11 protein-coding genes and 1 pseudogene are annotated in these 16,183 nt (G+C 72.1%); 10 read left to right on the forward strand and 2 right to left on the reverse strand.

The window, feature by feature from the left end:
• Window positions 1-80: 80 nt before the first annotated feature.
• From CP984_RS42280 to CP984_RS31040, 5 genes are all read left to right on the forward strand, one after another.
• A complete protein-coding gene (locus tag CP984_RS42280) occupies window positions 81-257 on the forward strand; it encodes an NAD(P)-binding protein (RefSeq protein ID WP_371280576.1) in 177 nt (58 codons plus the stop codon).
• Between the two features lie 489 nt (window positions 258-746).
• Window positions 747-1,694: a proteasome assembly chaperone family protein gene (locus CP984_RS31025; RefSeq protein ID WP_003983919.1), complete on the forward strand. Its 948-nt coding sequence runs from the start codon at window positions 747-749 to the stop codon at window positions 1,692-1,694.
• Between the two features lie 112 nt (window positions 1,695-1,806).
• Window positions 1,807-2,406 (forward strand): dephospho-CoA kinase, encoded by a 600-nt coding sequence (gene coaE, locus CP984_RS31030; protein ID WP_003983918.1) that lies wholly within the window; start codon window positions 1,807-1,809, stop codon window positions 2,404-2,406.
• Window positions 2,407-2,535: 129 nt separating this feature from the next.
• Window positions 2,536-2,949, forward strand: a complete 414-nt coding sequence (locus CP984_RS31035; protein ID WP_043979668.1) for a cupin domain-containing protein — start codon at window positions 2,536-2,538, stop codon at window positions 2,947-2,949.
• Between the two features lie 250 nt (window positions 2,950-3,199).
• On the forward strand, window positions 3,200-3,583 hold the full coding sequence (locus CP984_RS31040; RefSeq protein WP_003983916.1) for a tetratricopeptide repeat protein: 384 nt from the start codon (window positions 3,200-3,202) through the stop codon (window positions 3,581-3,583).
• A gap of 388 nt (window positions 3,584-3,971) precedes the next feature.
• Here the strand turns inward: CP984_RS31040 and CP984_RS42285 are convergent, their stop codons facing one another.
• Entirely contained in the window at window positions 3,972-4,358 is a 387-nt protein-coding gene (locus CP984_RS42285; RefSeq protein ID WP_079027986.1) for a DUF6343 family protein, read from the reverse strand.
• Window positions 4,359-4,763: 405 nt separating this feature from the next.
• Window positions 4,764-6,079 (reverse strand): annotated as a pseudogene (locus tag CP984_RS31050) (UvrD-helicase domain-containing protein).
• A 405-nt stretch (window positions 6,080-6,484) separates the two neighbouring features.
• Between CP984_RS31050 and CP984_RS31055 the strand changes: the two are divergent.
• From CP984_RS31055 to CP984_RS31075, 5 genes are all read left to right on the forward strand, one after another.
• The gene (locus CP984_RS31055) at window positions 6,485-9,523 is read left to right on the forward strand and encodes a DEAD/DEAH box helicase (protein WP_078575422.1); all 3,039 of its coding nucleotides are present in this window, start codon (window positions 6,485-6,487) and stop codon (window positions 9,521-9,523) included.
• The gene (locus CP984_RS31060) at window positions 9,520-11,148 is read left to right on the forward strand and encodes an SWIM zinc finger family protein (protein WP_003983913.1); all 1,629 of its coding nucleotides are present in this window, start codon (window positions 9,520-9,522) and stop codon (window positions 11,146-11,148) included. Before CP984_RS31055 ends, CP984_RS31060 begins: the two co-directional genes overlap by 4 nt.
• Before the next feature lie 16 nt (window positions 11,149-11,164).
• Entirely contained in the window at window positions 11,165-13,018 is a 1,854-nt protein-coding gene (locus CP984_RS31065) for a helicase-associated domain-containing protein (RefSeq protein WP_043979655.1), read from the forward strand.
• Between the two features lie 279 nt (window positions 13,019-13,297).
• Window positions 13,298-13,756, forward strand: a complete 459-nt coding sequence (locus CP984_RS31070) for a hypothetical protein (protein ID WP_003983911.1) — start codon at window positions 13,298-13,300, stop codon at window positions 13,754-13,756.
• The gene (locus tag CP984_RS31075; RefSeq protein WP_003983910.1) at window positions 13,749-16,154 is read left to right on the forward strand and encodes a tetratricopeptide repeat protein; all 2,406 of its coding nucleotides are present in this window, start codon (window positions 13,749-13,751) and stop codon (window positions 16,152-16,154) included. The genes CP984_RS31070 and CP984_RS31075 overlap by 8 nt, the downstream gene beginning before the upstream one ends.
• Window positions 16,155-16,183: the final 29 nt, after the last annotated feature.

Raw genomic sequence — 16,183 nt, forward strand, 5'->3', positions numbered from 1 at the left:
GAACAGGGAACGGGGGTGAAGGTAGCACTTATCGATGATTGGTCAACCTCCTGGGTGGGGTGGGGGGTTGGGGATTTGTGGTGACGGAGTGGGGTGCCGCCGGGGCTGTGTTCGCCGCGGCGTATGGGCTGGGCAAGGCCGGATACGAGTGCGCCGTGCTGGAGGCGGCGGACCGGGCCGGCGGATGCGACCTGACCGTCCGGGGTGGTGACGGCCACTACATGGACACCGGCCCGCCCGCATCCCGCAGTGGATGATCACACTCGGCTGCTGCGAACTCGGCGTACCGCTGGCGCGTTCAGCAACGTGAACGCGAGCGCGTATGGCCACACCTGGGTGCGGCTTCCGGCGGCGGCTTGGTCCGCTCGGCGCGGACTACTGCATCGCCGCCCTACTGCCTCGCCCGCGTCCCGCACAACCCGGGCGTCATGTGGTACCCGTCGTATGCCTTCCACGCGGAGCGCGGCGTCGTCCTCGGCTGCTGCAACTCGGGCAGAGCACCGTCGCGTACGGGAAGCTGTTGCTCTGCCGCGCTGGGGCCGGATGCCGCGCGTCGAAGCCGCCGCCCGGCACAGCGTGGAGCGCGGCCGCACACCGCCCGCTACGCCGCCGCACTCAACAGACCCGTCGGCCACGTCCACTTCGCGTGCAGAAGAGGGCGCTGCCGTGGGGGCATGATCGGCGGTGGGAATGCCGACGGCACGTAGGACGTTCTGGGGGACGAACATCGAGGAGGAGCGGACACTGTGTTGGATCCCCAGGGTTTGTACGAATGGGAGCCGAGCGGGCTCGCGGCAGTGGAGGCGATCACCGCGCGGGACTCCGCCGGGCTGGTGCTGCTGTACCACTTCGACGGCTACATCGATGCAGGTGAGACCGGTGACCAGATCGTGGACCGGCTGCTGGGCGGCCTCTCGCACCGGGTCGTCGCCCGCTTCGACCACGACCGGCTCGTCGACTACCGTGCCCGCAGGCCGCTGCTCACCTTCCAGCGCCACCGCTGGACCGCGTACGAGACCCCGAGCATCGAGCTGCGGCTCGTCGAGGACGCCACCGGCGCGCCGTTCCTGCTGCTCTCCGGCCCGGAGCCGGACGTGGAGTGGGAGCGCTTCGCGGCCGCGGTACGGCAGATGGTCGAGCGGCTCGGCGTACGGCTCGCGGTGAACTTCCACGGCATCCCGATGGGCGTCCCCCACACCCGCCCCGTGGGCATCACGCCGCACGGCAACCGCACCGACCTCATGCCCGGTCACGCCAGCGTCTTCGACGAGGCCCAGGTACCCGGCAGCGCTGAGGCGCTGATCGAGTTCCGGCTCGCGGAGGCCGGCCACGACGTACTGGGCGTCGCCGCGCACGTACCGCACTACGTGGCCCGGTCCCCGTACCCGGACGCCGCGCTGACCGCCCTGGAGGCGGTCACCGCTGCCACCGGCCTGGTGCTCCCGACTGCGGCGCACGCGCTGCGCACGGAAGCGCTGCGGACCCAGGAGGAGATCGAACGGCAGATCTCCGAGGGCGACGAGGAACTGGTCGCGCTGGTCAGCGGCCTTGAGCACCAGTACGACGCCGTGGCGGGCGCGGAGAGCCGCGGGAATCTGGTGGCCGAGCCGATGGAGCTGCCGTCGGCCGAGGAGATCGGACGGGAACTGGAGCGGTTCTTGGCGGAGAGGGAGGGCGAAGGGGGAGGGGCCTGAGGGGTTCGAAGGGGTCTGAGGGCCCCGATGGCCCTGAGGGGTGGGGCCCCGAGTCGGAGAACGGGGCGTCCGGCTTCCCTTCCGCCACCTCCTCCGATGTAGCGTGTGCCGCATGGTGAAGGTGGGGCTTACGGGTGGTATCGGCGCGGGCAAGAGCGAGGTGTCGCGGCTGCTCGCCTCGTACGGCGCGGTGATCGTGGACGCCGACAAGATCGCACGCGAGGTGGTCGAGCCGGGTACGCCCGGACTCGCCGCGGTGATCGAGGAGTTCGGCCCGGAGGTGCTGTCCGCGGACGGCACGCTCGACCGGCCCAAACTGGGCGCGATCGTCTTCAACGATCCGGAGAAACTGCGGGCCCTGAACGCGATCGTGCACCCGCTGGTGGGCGCGCGGTCGGCCGAACTGGAAGCTGCGGCGGGCCCGGGCGCGGTGGTCGTCCACGACGTACCCCTGCTCACGGAGAACGGCCTCGCCCCTCTGTACGACCTGGTCATCGTCGTCGACGCCCAGCCCCGCACCCAGCTCGACCGGCTGGTACGTCTGCGTGGCATGACCGAGGACGAGGCGAAGGCCCGCATGGAAGCCCAGGCAACCCGCGAACAGCGCCTGGCGATCGCAGATCTGATCATCGACAACGACGGCCCGCTGGAGGCTCTGGAGCCCCGGGTGCGCGAGGTGTGGGAGAGGGTGCGGGGGTGGGAGGGGGCCTGAGCGGGGTGTAGGGGGCTGGTTGCGGCAGGGGTTCGGGGCTGGGCGGATGCCGTACCTGCTGCGGCTACAGCTTCCGCCGCGGCGGGAAGCGGAGCATCGCGCATGGACAGCGCAGCTATCCTCGCCGCCATGAACCGACCTGATCTTGCCTCCGTCCCGCCCTCTCCTGCTCCGTCGGATCTTTCGCCCTCCGCCGGCTCCTTCGCCGTCCACATCCCCGGCGTGCCTGACGCGGAACTGGAGCCCGAGCCGCTGGACCCCGCCCAGATCATCTCCGGCGACACGGTGGTGACCGGCAAGGTCCTGTGGGAGTTCCCGGACGGCAAGCAGATACGGGGAATCTGGCAGATCACCCCGGGCGTCGTCACCGACACCGAGGCGAACGAACTGTTCGTGGTCGTCAGCGGCCGGGCAACGATCGAGGTCGAGGACGGTCCGGTCCTGGAAGTGGGCCCGGGCGACGCCTGCATACTGCGCGAAGGCGACCGTACGCGCTGGACTGTGCACGAAACGTTGCGAAAGACTTACCACATCAGCCTGTAAGTGCACTTAGCGACGCAGCAGCCCAAACCGCGTCCCACTACTGCCTGACCGGTGAGCCCCACCCTCGACAAACCCAATCGGGTCCCCACGCCATGATTGCGGGCTGACCCGAGTGGGGAATGCGACGAAGGACGCACTTGTTGTGCCGCACGTAACGCCCGCACAACGGGCGGCGCATGCGCTTACCCGCATCGAGCCGGAGAGCGCCGTGAGACTACTGGTGGTCCGTAATACGGAAGAGGAGACGGCCGTGGCCGAACGCAGCCCCGAGACGAACGTCATCAACTTCCGGGCCGCCGAGCAGTTGCTGGAGGCCCGCGACCCACGTGGCGCCGTACAACTCCTGGACCCGGTCATCGCGGCCCACCCGGAGAACACCGCGGCCCGCCTGCTGCGCGCCCGCGCCTTCTTCCTCGCCGCCCAACTCCGCCCGGCCGAACTGGAATTCCAGATCGTCCTGGAACGCGAACCGGACAACGCCTTCGCCCACTTCGCCCTGGCCCGCACCCTCCAACGCGCCAACCGCCCCGACGAGGCCCAACGCCACTTCCGCCTCGCCGCGGCTCTGGACCCCCGCCCGGATTTCGTAGAGGCCGCCCGCTTCGAGCCCCCTTCGGCCCCCGAAGAGCCGTAGGCCGGCAGCCAAGCCATCGACCGCATCTTGCGTGCGGTTGGTGGCTTGGGGCGGGTGGGGGAGGGGAGAAGCAGGCGACGGGTAGGCCGGGCAGGCAGTGGTGCAGGCGGCTTGCGTAGGGCACACCCACCCGGGGTAGCGCAGCTCAGCCCCGCCCAGCCCAGTCGCCGAACAACTCAACCCGGCCCGTCAGGCTCAGCCCGCTCCCACCTCCCCGGCTGGCCTCGCCCCAGCCGCCTACCGTCCGAAGGGGTGGGCGCCCCCGCTCGCCGTAGGTACCAGCAACCCCGCTCGGCCCAGCCCCACCAGCTTCACCAGCGGTCGCCCCCTCCGTAATCAGGTCACCTTCCTTCCCCGTACTCCCTCCTCCACCTGCCCCAGCTGTCCCTCACCCCGGCCCCCGGCGCTCACCGCCCCCGCCACGGCCATCCGGCCCTCCGTCGCCCGGCTCCCCACCACTCGGACCCCCGCCACCCCACCCCAGGTCGGCCGACCGGTGGCGCGGCGCCCCTCGCCGCGGGTCATGGACGGGTTCGTACGGTGGCACGTCCTTGCCCGGCTGGTAGTGCGCGCCTTGGTGGATATGTCGTACGACGATCGTCAGGTCTATGGCGGCGAGCACCGCCACCACAGCGCAGGCCGCCGCCCACCCAGGCCGACCGGCCACCGAGAAGGCGACCGTGCCCGCCGCGGCCCAGACCATCCCCCACAACGCCAGCCCACGGCGCATCTTCAGCGGGCTGCGCGCCTGAAGAGGCTCACTACCGGTACGCATCACCACTCACCACACCTCGCTCACCGCCACGCGCTTGCGTGACGCCGAGGCTCATTGCCGTGTTTCTCCTGACTCGCGCGCCGACCATGGCTGTAGACAGACCATCCGCCGCGCACTCCCCAGCTCCTGCCTGGACTTCCAGGACCGTCCACTCACCCCTTACCTCGTCGCATTCGCTGCTCTGTCCCGGCCGCACACATCGCACCGCAGGGCACGGCATGCCCGGCCCGGCCTTGAGCGAAGACCACTCGCCCAGCCCGCTGACCTCCCACCTCGTCCGATTCGCGTTCCTCCTTCCCAGGGTCCTCCCGATCCAGCAGATGCGCGCCACCTGTTCCGGTAAGCGCCGTGCCACGCGAAACGCCACGGATTCCGCCGCCTGGCTTCGCCCGGGAACGACGCCACCTACGGTGATCCCCGAGGCAGCCCCGGTCGTGGATCACCGGCAGGGTGGCTGTTGATCCAGTTCAGGCCGCCGATGTCGAGCAGAGTTCGGGCCCGTGTGACAGCCACGTACGCCAGGCGCGCCTCCGCGAGATCGATGGGCCCGGGGACGGGTTCTCCGTCCGCGTCCTGTTCGTCGAGGTCGTCCGGAGCGGTGAAGTCGTCCGCGATCCGGACCGCCGGCCACTCCCGCCCCTTCGCGCGGTGGGTCGTCGAGACCGTGACCTCGGCCGAGTCCTCCGGAACCAGTCTGTCCAGGGCTTGCAGCACGGCCTGCGTGCCGTGTTCGTCGACCAGCTCGACCAGCGGCTGGAGATTCGGCCGGACGGGTCGTACTCCGCGTACTCCCGCAGCTCCTCCCAGGACTCGAAGAGCATGAGCTCGGGATGTGACGGCCGGCGTCCCGATCTCAGGTCGTGCGCGGACTGCGCCAGCGCGGCCAGGGTGCCGCCGCCACCTGCCAAGGCGACCCGGCGGCCCTGTTCGAGCTGCCGTATCACTTCCACCATCGCGCCGACGTTGGTCCGGCACAGGACCGCGTCCGGTCTCGCGGTCTTCGCCAGCTCCGTGGGCAGCGACGGCGAACCGATGAGCCGGATCGGCGCGTCGACGATGGCCAGCCAGCGGTTGGCCTCCTCGGCCAGCGCGGGGCCGAAGCGGAACGACCGCGACAGGGTCAGCTGTCTGCCGTCGAAGGTGCTCATCACGTCGCGCGCTCCGCGCCAGCCGTAGATGGCCTGCGCGGAATCCCCGACCAGGACCAGCTGGGCGTGGCCGCGCTGGGCGGTGAAGACCTGCTCGACCACGGGGTTGGTGTCCTGCGCCTCGTCCAGCAGAAGGAAGTCCGCCGCGATCTTCGGCTCGCTCAGTGCCCACATCTTCAGGTAGTGGTCGTGCTCGAATCGGACGGTGCCCCGCTCGGGGTGCTGGAGGTCCCCCCACGCCTTGCGGGCGAAGGGGAGGACGATCTCCGACAACTGCGCGTGCGTCGCGTCGGCCTCGACGCCACGCAGCCTGGGCACATGCTGAGCCGTGAGCTCGGCATCGGCGGACTGGCAGAACTGGGTCACCGTACGCAGCGCCGAGTAGGACAGGGCCTTGTTGAACGCGATATAGCGGCCTTGCCGGCACGGTGGCCGTCCACGCGGTGGCGTGCAGCGGGCGAGCATGGCGAGCGTCGTGGTCTTGCCCGTGCCCGCTCCGGCCTGGATCGCGAGGTGATCGCCGGTTCGGAAGGCGTCCGCGGCGGCGGTCTGCTCGGCTGTCGGCTGGGTCATGATTCACTCCTCGCATCGTGGCGCTTTCGTCACCGTGCGTGACGACTGGTTCGACGGTAGCCCATCGCGAGCTCGCCGTGGGATTTCTTTCGCGGCCTGTGGATAACTTCGGCCGGACCGTCGCCGACGACGGCGTTGTCAGTGCCGTCTGCTTCCATCGATCTCACGCGGCCGAAGCGATCGTGGCCTGGTGTTCCGTGCCGAAGGCGCGGGTCCGGCTCCGGTGCGTCACCGTCACCGGTGTGCAGCGGAAGGGAGGGGAGCGGCGTGGACGACCGTAAACTCGCAGGTCGGGGTGGCGGGCAAGCGGGGCATGGGCGCTGGACGGCAGCGGCCGGGGCCGGACAGGCGAGAAGGGACCGCAGGGCGCGGGAGGCGCAAGGGGCGCCGGGAAAGGACAGCGGCATGGCGGAGAGCGGGGAGACGGTGAGGCGGTCGACGCCCGAGCTCGGCCTGCCCGCTGCTACGAGTGCTTCGGCCCGGGCCCGCGATGGGCGGGGGACGAGGGGGGAGCGGAGCCCTGTATCCGTCAGCTGCGCTGTGGTCTTCCTGCCCGCCGAGCCGCCCCGAGCCGGCCGGTTCGCCTTCTGGCGCCCGGACGGCGGCCCTCTCCCGGACCTTTCCGTAGCTGTACGTGACAACAGCGGGGCTCCGAGCGGCCCAGGGGCGGCAGAGCCAGGGCCCGCCAGTACGGCGGCAGAGACCATCGAGCTGGCGGTTGCGCGTCGGCACGGCAACGGCGCCCGCCGTCGAACGGTCCCTGCCATGGCACTGCCCATCGCCGCGGCCGTACCACTGCTGGCCCGCGCCCGGCACGATCCGGCCGCTCACCCCGCCGCGGCCTGCTGGGGCGCGGCGGTCCTGCACGCCCTGAACCTGGCCGCGCGCGGTCGGCTCCTGCCCGGGCTGACCGCCCAGGACACCGACGCCTGGCGCGCCGGACCGCTGGATCCCGAGGACATGGCGCACCTCCGGGCCGTTGCCGCCGCCATGCCGCCCGAGGCGTACGCCGTCCCGCTTCCCGACAGTCGCCCGTTGCAGGTCCACGATCCGGTGCAGCTCGTGCGCGCCCTCGTGGACGCGGTGACGGACGCCCTGCCCCGTACACCGGCGGCAGCTCACATGGTCGGTGCGCCGTTCGCGTCGATGGCGCCGCAGTACCTGCCCGGCGCGCGCGACTGGGCTGCCGAAGTGGCGGCGGGGGTGGACGCCGGTGTGCGTCTGTCCCTGCGGCTCGACCTGGCTGCCCACGGGCTCTTCGACACGCGGGACGAGCCCCGGCCTGGTCGGGACGATGCCGCTGATACGCCCACCGATACCGGTGCGACACCGGCCCATGCCGCAGCTGAAGAGCGCAGTGCCGCGGCCGCCATCCTTCAGGTACACAGTCTCACCGACCCCACGCTTGTCACCGACGCCGGACAGCTGTGGGAGGGAGAGGGGCCCGACCACTTCGGACCCCGCGCCCGGGTCGACACCCTGCTCGCGCTGCGCCGGGCGGCCCGCGTCTGGCCTCCGCTGGCCCGCTTCCTGGAGCGGACGGTTCCCGACGTCCTCCCCTTGGCAGAGGAGGAGCTGTACGAACTGCTGGGTGACGCGGCGCCCCGCCTGGCCGCCGCCGGCGTCGCCGTGCACTGGCCGAAGGAACTGGCCCGCGGGCTGACCGCGGCCGCCGTCATCCGCCCGGCCCCCGGCACCGCGGCCGACGGGTTCGGCTTCTTCGACACTGAGAAACTGCTCCAGTTCCGCTGGCAGGTCGCCCTCGACGGCCTGCCGCTCTCCGAGGCGGAAATGGACGCCCTGGCGGAGGCCCACCGGCCCGTGGTGCGGCTGCGTGACCAGTGGGTGCTGGTCGATCCGGCGCTCGTCCGCAAGGCCCGCAAGCGCGAACTGGGCTACCTGGACCCGGTCGACGCCCTCGCCGTGACGCTGAACGGCACGACCGAGGTGGACGGTGAAGAGGTCGAGGTGGTGCCCGTGGGTGCGCTCGCCGCACTGCGCTCCCGCCTGACCCAGGACGCGCCGGTTCCGCCGCAGCCCACCGGTCTGCGTGCGACCCTGCGCGACTACCAGCTCCGCGGACTGGCCTGGCTGGACCGGATGACGTCCCTCGGGCTCGGCGGCTGCCTCGCCGACGACATGGGCCTCGGCAAGACGATCACGGTCATCGCCCTCCACCTGCACCAACGCCCCACCGCTCCCGTCCTCGTGGTCTGCCCGGCCTCCCTCCTCGGCAACTGGCAGCGCGAGATCGAACGCTTCGCGCCCGGCGTCCCCGTACGCCGCTTCCACGGCACCGGCCGCAGCCTCGAAGACGTCGACGGCGGTTTCGTCCTGACCACGTACGGCACGATGCGGTCGAGCGCCGCCGCACTCGCCGCCCGCACCTGGGCGTGGGTCGTCGCGGACGAGGCGCAGCACGTGAAGAACCCCAAGTCCTCCACCGGCAAGGCATTGCGCGGCATCAAGACCCCGGCCCGTATCGCCCTCACCGGAACGCCCGTCGAGAACAACCTGTCCGAGCTGTGGGCCCTCCTCGACTGGACCACTCCCGGCCTGCTCGGCTCCCTGAAGACCTTCCGCGCCCTGTACGCGCGCGAGGTCGAGGGCGGCGAGGACCCGGAGGCGGCCGAGCGCCTCGCCCGACTGGTCCGCCCGTTCATCCTGCGCCGCAAGAAGTCCGACCCCGGCATCGCCCCCGAGCTGCCGCCCAAGACCGAAACGGACCACCCGGTGGCCCTGGGCCGCGAGCAGGCCGCGCTCTACGAGGCCGTCGTCCGCGAAACGCTGGCCCGGATCGAAGCGGCCGAGGGCATCGCCCGGCGCGGCCTGGTCATGAAGCTGCTGACGGCCCTCAAACAGATCTGCAACCACCCCGCGCAGTACCTGAAAGAAGCCGCGCCCGGGCTGGCGGCCCGCTCCGGCAAGCTCGAACTCCTCGACGAACTGCTCGACACGATCCTCGCCGAGGGCGGCGCGACACTGATCTTCACGCAGTACGTGGAAATGGCGCGGCTCCTCGAAAGACACCTCACCGCACGCGGCATCGGCAACCAGCTCCTGCACGGCGGTACGCCCGTGAGGCAGCGCGAGGAGATGGTCGACCGCTTCCAGTCCGGCCGCACCCCGGTCTTCCTGCTCTCCCTGAAGGCCGCCGGCACCGGACTCAACCTCACCCGGGCCGCTCACGTGATCCACTACGACCGGTGGTGGAACCCGGCCGTCGAGGAACAGGCCACCGACCGGGCGTACCGCATCGGCCAGACCCAGCCCGTCCAGGTCCACCGGCTCATCGCCGAGGGCACGGTCGAGGACAACATCGCCGAACTGCTCACCGCCAAGCGAGCCCTGGCGGACGCTGTCCTGACCGGCGGCGAGACCGCGCTCACCGAACTGACCGATGCCCAGCTCGCCGATCTCGTCTCCCTGAGGAGGGCCGCATGAGCCGCCGCCCCCGCCCCCTGCCAGGAGACGACGCCGACCGCTTCGGCCGCGGCCCGGGCACGCCCCCAGCGGCCCGTCCGGGCCGCGGAGCCGCCCCGGGCCGCATGGACCGTTCCGACCGCTCGCGTACGTTCCCGCCGCTGCCGCAGCGTTCCGGCGCCCGAGGGCTGTTCGCCGAGTCGTGGTGGGGCAGCGCCTGGCTGGACGCCCTGGAGGCCACGGCTCTGGACAGCGCCCGCCTCGCCCGAGGCCGTACGTACGCCCGCGACGGCAACGTCGACACGATCAACATCACCCCCGGGCGCATCGCCGCCACCGTCCGGGGCAGCCGGCCGCGCCCGTACAACGTGGTGATCCGTCTCCAGGAGCTCTCCTCCGGTGAGTGGACCGACCTGCTGGACGCCATCGCCGCCGACCCGGCCCAGCTCACCGCGCTGTTGGCCAAGGAACTGCCGCGAACCGTCGCCGAATCGGGCGTACGCCTGCTGCCCGGCCCGGGCGACCTCGTACCGCGCTGCTCCTGCCCCGACCACGGCCACCCCTGCAAGCACGCCGCCGCCGTCTGCTTCCAGGTGGCGCGGCTGCTGGACGCCGACCCGTTCGTGCTCCTCCTCATGCGGGGCCGCGGTGAACGCGAACTCCTCGACGAACTGTCACGCCGGAACGCGACCCTCACGGCGCGCGAATCCCGCAGCGCTCAGCTCGCGCCACCGGAGGCAGCTCCCGGGCCGCTGTCGGGTGCGCGCGCCGACGCCCGCGCGGCAGCCGCCGCAGCGATCAAGGCGAACCGAGGCGCAAGGGAAAGATCGCAGGTCAGGCCCCGAGCGGAAGTGCGTACGGACGCAGAGCACCGCGCAGCCTCAGCGCCGGTGGAACCGGCTTCGGGGACGCACTCGCCGCGCGGTGTGCTCGCCCGTGACGCTCTGGCCGACCGGCTGCTGCCGCCCCTCCCGCCACCCATGCCCCTTCCGCCGCACCCCGGACAGGCCCATGCCTTCCCGGATGCCGACGGTCTCCCGCTGGACGCGGACGCCCTCGAATTCCTGGCCACCGACGCCACGGCCCGCGCCCACGCCTACCTGAGCGCCCTCCACACCGACATCACTACACCGTCCGCCGCCTCTCCGGCCTACGGACCGACCCCCGCGGCCCGGCCGGACAAGCCCCCGACGTCCGGCATATCGCCCTTCCCCGACCTCACGCCCTGGCAGGACGGCATCCGGCTCGCCGCCACGGCCCATCCCACCGCCGGCCTGACCGCTACCACCCGCGCCCTTTACCGCGACCTCGCCGCTGCCACCGGCCGCAGCGTGACGGACGTGGCGCGTGCCGTCGCCGCCTGGCGCCAGGGCGGCCTCGAAGGACTGACCCTCCTCGACACCATCTGGAACCCGCCCGCCGGCGACTTCGACCGCGCCCGCAGCGCCCTGACAGCCGCCGACCTGCCCGCCCTCCGCCCCCGCCACAACCACCTCACCGACCCCGCCCGTGGCATCCAGCTCCGCTTCGGCCACGACAACCGCTGGTATCCGTACGAATCCGACCCCGGCGCCGAGGACTGGTGGCCCACCGGCCGCGCGGACCCCGACCCCGTAGGGGCCCTCACCGCGCTGCTCGGCCGGTGACCTAACCTCGTTGGCCGTGGAAGGTCTCGACACACTCACCCGCTCCCTCGCACAGCGCACCCCCGAAGAGCTGGCCGCCCTGCTGGCCCGCCATGCGGAAGCGCTGTCCCGCAGGCCCGCGCCCACCCGGCTTCGCGAACTGGCCACCGCCCTGTGGTCGTACGAAACCCTCCACCACACCGTCCTCCACCTCGACCACCCCCGCCTCCAGCTCCTCGCCGCCACCGCCCGCGTAAGCCAGGACCTGGCCCGACGTGCCGCCCCTGTGCCCGCGGTCCCCGCCGCCGGAGCCGACTACCAGTCGCTGATGGCCCACCGGCTGTCGTTCCCGGACCTGGCCGCGGAGCCGGTTCCGGCGGAAGAGGCGTACCGAGCCCTGGGCGCCGCCGGCCCTGGTCCCGCCCGCGAAGCGGTGACCGCCGCACTGGAACTGCTCTACGAGGACGGGCTCGCCGCCCCCACCGAAGACGGCGCGATCGTGGTCCCGCCCCGCATCCCGCAGCTCCTGGCCGCCCACGACCTGGGCGTCTTCGCCCCCACCGCCCCGAGACTGCCCGCCCCCGAGGCCGCCTCGCGAGAGACCGGCGCCGCCATGGCCTCCGTCCAGGGCGAATCCCAGGCCGCCGCCTCCACCCTCGCCGCGACCCTCGACCGTCTGCTCGCCTCGCTCGCCAGTCAGCCCGCGGCCCTGCGCAAGACAGGAGGGCTGGCCCTGCGTGAGATCAAACGCCTGGCCAAGGCAGCCGGTACGACCGAGGCCCGCACCCGTCTCCTGCTCGACCTCGTACTCGCCGCCGACCTCATCGCCCTGACTCGTACCCCTGCGGGCATCACGGCCGCGCCTACCGGTGCGTACGACGACTGGCTGGCGCAGACCCCCGGTGAGCGGCTCGTTCCGGTTCTGACCGCTTGGGCGACTCTTTGGTCCATTCCGACGTACACCCCCTTCGGGGAGACGCCCACGGCGCTGGTGCGCGGTGAAGACCGGCACGCGCCCGCACTGCGCCACGCCCTCCTCAAAGCGCTGTCCACCGCACCGGCCGACGCAGCGGGGCACCTGCCCGACCTGCCCGTTCTCCTCGACGCCGCGGCCTGGCACCGCCCGCTGGCCGTAAGCGGCGAACCGCTGGCCGAGGACCGCGCCACCCACATCCTCGACGAGGCCGCTTTCCTCGCTCTCACCGCACACGGAGCCCTGACCCCACTCGGCCACGCCCTCCTCGCGGCGTCCCCCACAGACCCCGCCCCTCTCAGCGACGCCCTTCGTGACCTGCTGCCGCAGCCTCTCCAGCAGGCCCACTTCCAGGCGGACTTGACCGCTGTCGTTCCGGGGCCTCCGTCCGCGGCCCTCGCCGACCTGCTGACCTCGGCCGCCGACCGGGAATCCGAAGGCCACGCCGTGACCTGGCGGTTCACCCCCGCTTCCGTACGCAGAGCCCTCGACTCCGGCCGTGATGCCACGGACCTCCTCGACGCCCTTACCGAGGCGTCGGCCACCGGCCCCCTGCCGCAACCCCTGACCTACCTCGTCCAGGACGCCGCCCGCGCCCATGGCCGGATGCGTGTGCTGCCCACCGGCTGCTGTATCCGCTCCGACGACGAAGCGCTGGTCCGCGAACTCGCCGCCCACCGAGCCCTCCAGGCCCTCGGCCTGCGCGCCATCGCCCCCACCGTCCTCATCAGCGCCCAGCCGCCCGCGGCGACCCTCGAAGCGCTGCGCGACGCCGGTTACGCCCCCGCGCTCGAATTCGAATCCGGCACGGCATCCGTCGAACGCGTTCCCCGCCACCGCGCGGCCCGCACCGGATCCGCCCCGTCCGACCAGGTCAACAAGCCCCTCGCGCTGGCCCGGCGACTCCTGAACGCCTGACCGGCGGTGCGGGAGCCGCCGATTGTCAGTGGGGTCAAGTAGCGTGGTTGAGCAGGAAGTCGAAGAGGGGAAGAAGCGGAGAAAGAGGGAGCGGCGGGCGCAGTGCGGACGCGTCCGGTGCGGGGCTGATGAGGAGCCCGGGAGGACCGACAGGGCGGTGACCTTCACCACCACTCGACCACGGCCCGGCCTGGGCAAGAAGAGGAACTTCTCCTTACCGTCTTACCGTGGCAACGGACGCACGACCGTACGACTCGTACGGCTGAACAAGGGGGGCCGATGGACGCGGAGTTGACAGCGCTCGCGACGGCGGGGGCGACGGCGCTGGTGCAGCAGATGGTGACGGAGGGGTGGACGCAGGCCCGGCAGCGGGTGGCGGCGTTCTTCTCGCGGCGCCGGGACGGCGGCGAGGAAGAAGCGCTCGAAGGGGAGCTGGAGGTGTCGCGCACGGAGCTGCTGGCGGCACAGCGCGGCGGTGACGAGGCAGGCGAGGCCGATGTACAGGCCGAATGGCGGGTACGGCTGCGACGCGCGTTGCGGGACGACCCGGCCGCGGCCGAGGAACTGCGCCGGCTGCTGGCGGAGCTGAGCCCCGACACGGAACCCGGGATAACGGTTCGGGACGTGCACAACACCATGACCGGCGGGGCGCACCACGGGACGGTCATCCAGGCGGGCGTGATCGCCAGGGTCGACCAGAGCGGCGGAGGAAGCACGCGAGGGCCCGCTCGTGGCTGACACGGGGCCCGGCGGGCCCCGGCCATCCGCCACACCCGAACCGGCCGCGCTCGGCTCCACGACGGACGACCGGGCAGCCACCACTACGCGCAACCACATCAGCGGAACGGTCTATGGAGCCGCCGTACAGGCCCAGAGCATCGGCACGCTGACCATCCACGAGCCCGCGCCGGCCATCGTGCCGGGCGCCTTGGTGCCCTGCACGCTTCCTCCGGTCACCCGCCACTTCATCGACCGCGAGGCCGTGCTGGCCGAGGTGGTGCGGTTACTTGACCAGGCGCTCCCCGCCGACGGCGCCGAAAGCATGGGGAACGGCGGAGCGCCCCTCGTGGTCATCCTCTGGGGCCCGGGCGGTGTGGGCAAGACGGCCACCGCACTACGCCTGGCCGCCGCGCTGCGGGGACGCTTCGAAGAGGGCCAGTTGTACGCGAACCTGCGTGGTGCTGCCGCGGCCACGGCGGTCACGCCGTCCGACGTGCTGCTGCGCTTCCTGCGCGACCTCGGCGTGCACCCGGCATACGTACCGACGGAGCCGGACGCTCAGGAAAGCCTGTTCCGCACGGTGACGGTGGAACGGCGTCTCCTCGCCGTGCTGGACGACGCCCACTCGGTCGCGCAGGTACGGCCGTTGCTGGCCGCCTCCCCGGCCTCGCTGACCATCGTGACCAGCCGTACGGATCTGGGCCGCCTGGTCGTCGAGTACGGCGCGCACACCATACGGATCGGCCCGCTCGGCACCCCCGACGCGGTCGGGCTCCTCGCTCGCCTGGGCGGCACGGGCCCTGGAGTCGAAGCGGTCGCGCAGCGGTGCGGCGGGATGCCGCTCGCACTGTGCGCGATCGGGGCGCGCGCCGCCGCGACACAACAGCCGGACTGGGAGCTGCTGGAGCGCGAAATGGCCATGAGCGGAGGGACCGACGGGCCGTACGGGGACGAGCGGCCGTACGCGCATGACGGGACCGGCGATCAGGAGACGCCACCCGGCGAGGCGGGCGAGCCGATGCGCGGCGCCATGGACGTCTCGTACGGGAACCTGTCGGAGGCTGCGGCCAAGGTGTTCCGGCTGTCGGGTCTGAGGCCGTGGCGGCATCTGACACCGGGAGCCGCCGCAGCCGCGGCCGGCGTGTCCGAGGGGGAAGCGAGCGCTCTTCTCGCCGAGCTGGCTGACGCGCGGCTGGTGGAGGCTGTGTCCGAGGCATCCATGGCACCCGAGGCAGAGGCGGCAGCGAAGGCGCGAGAAAGCGAACCGCAGGCCGGGGACGGGGCCGATTCCGGGACGAGAACCGGCACGGAATCCGGGACCGAGGGCGAGACCGGTGCGTCCGACCAGGCGCGATACCGCTTCCATGACCTCTGGCGCCAGTACGCGGAACAGCGCGCACTGGTGGAGGACGGGATAGCGGGGGCGGCATCAGCGGTACGCCGGACACTGCTCTGGTACGTGCGCGCCGCGGCGGCAGCCGACGCCTGTGTGCTGCCCGGCCGCTGGCATCTCGGACCGGCGTACGCGCGGCTGGCGGGACGGCCCGCTGCGTACGAAAACGGCATTAGCGCGCTGGCCTGGCTGCGGGACGAGCGGGAGAACCTCGCGGAAGCGGTACGGGCCGCGGCGGACCACGGGCTCGACGAACTGACATGGCAGCTGTGCGAGGCCATGTGGGGCCTGCACCTGCGGCTCGGCTTCCACCAGCAGTGGGTCGCCACCCACCGGCTCGGTGTGGAGGCCGCGGCGCGCTGCGCGGAGGAGTCCCCTGAGGCCGAAGGGCGGATGCGCGCGCAGCTCGGCTTCGCCTACCTGGGCCTTGCGGAGTATGCGCAGGCGCAGGCTCAGTTCGAGGAAGCTGCTGCCGCCGACCGGCGCGCCGGGCACAGACGTGGCGAGGCCACCGCGGTCGAATCGCTGGGGCTGCTGCATCTGAAGCAGGAGCGATGGACCGACGCCGCCGAGTGCTTCCGGTCGGCTCGCGACCTTGCCCGGCAGGTCGGTGATCCGCGGGCACTGGCCCTGCTGGAACACCACCTCGGGCGGTCGCTCCAAGGCATGGGCCGCCACGAGGAAGCGATAGAACAGCTGCGGCACGCCCTGGAACTGATACGCGCGCTGCCCGATCCGTACAACGAGGCGCGGGTGTTGATGAGCCTCGGGCAGACGCTGATCGCCGCCGGGCGCGCGGAGGAGGCCGACGAGCCACTCGGCCGGGCCGCAACGGTCATGGCCGCCGAAGGCTCGGTCGTCCAGCAGGCGGACCTGGCGGAGCTGCGCGCCGAGCGGGCCCACCAGGCCGGGGACACGGAGGCGGAGATCCGTTTCCTGAGGGCGGCGTTGACCCTCCACGAGAGGACGGGAGCGCCCAGAACCGGAGCCGTACGGGCCCGACTGGAGCGGTTGGAGCAGTAGGAGCGGAAAAGAAGACAGCAGCCGGGGAC

The sequence above is a fragment of the Streptomyces rimosus genome, assembly GCF_008704655.1.
Lineage (GTDB): Bacteria > Actinomycetota > Actinomycetes > Streptomycetales > Streptomycetaceae > Streptomyces > Streptomyces rimosus.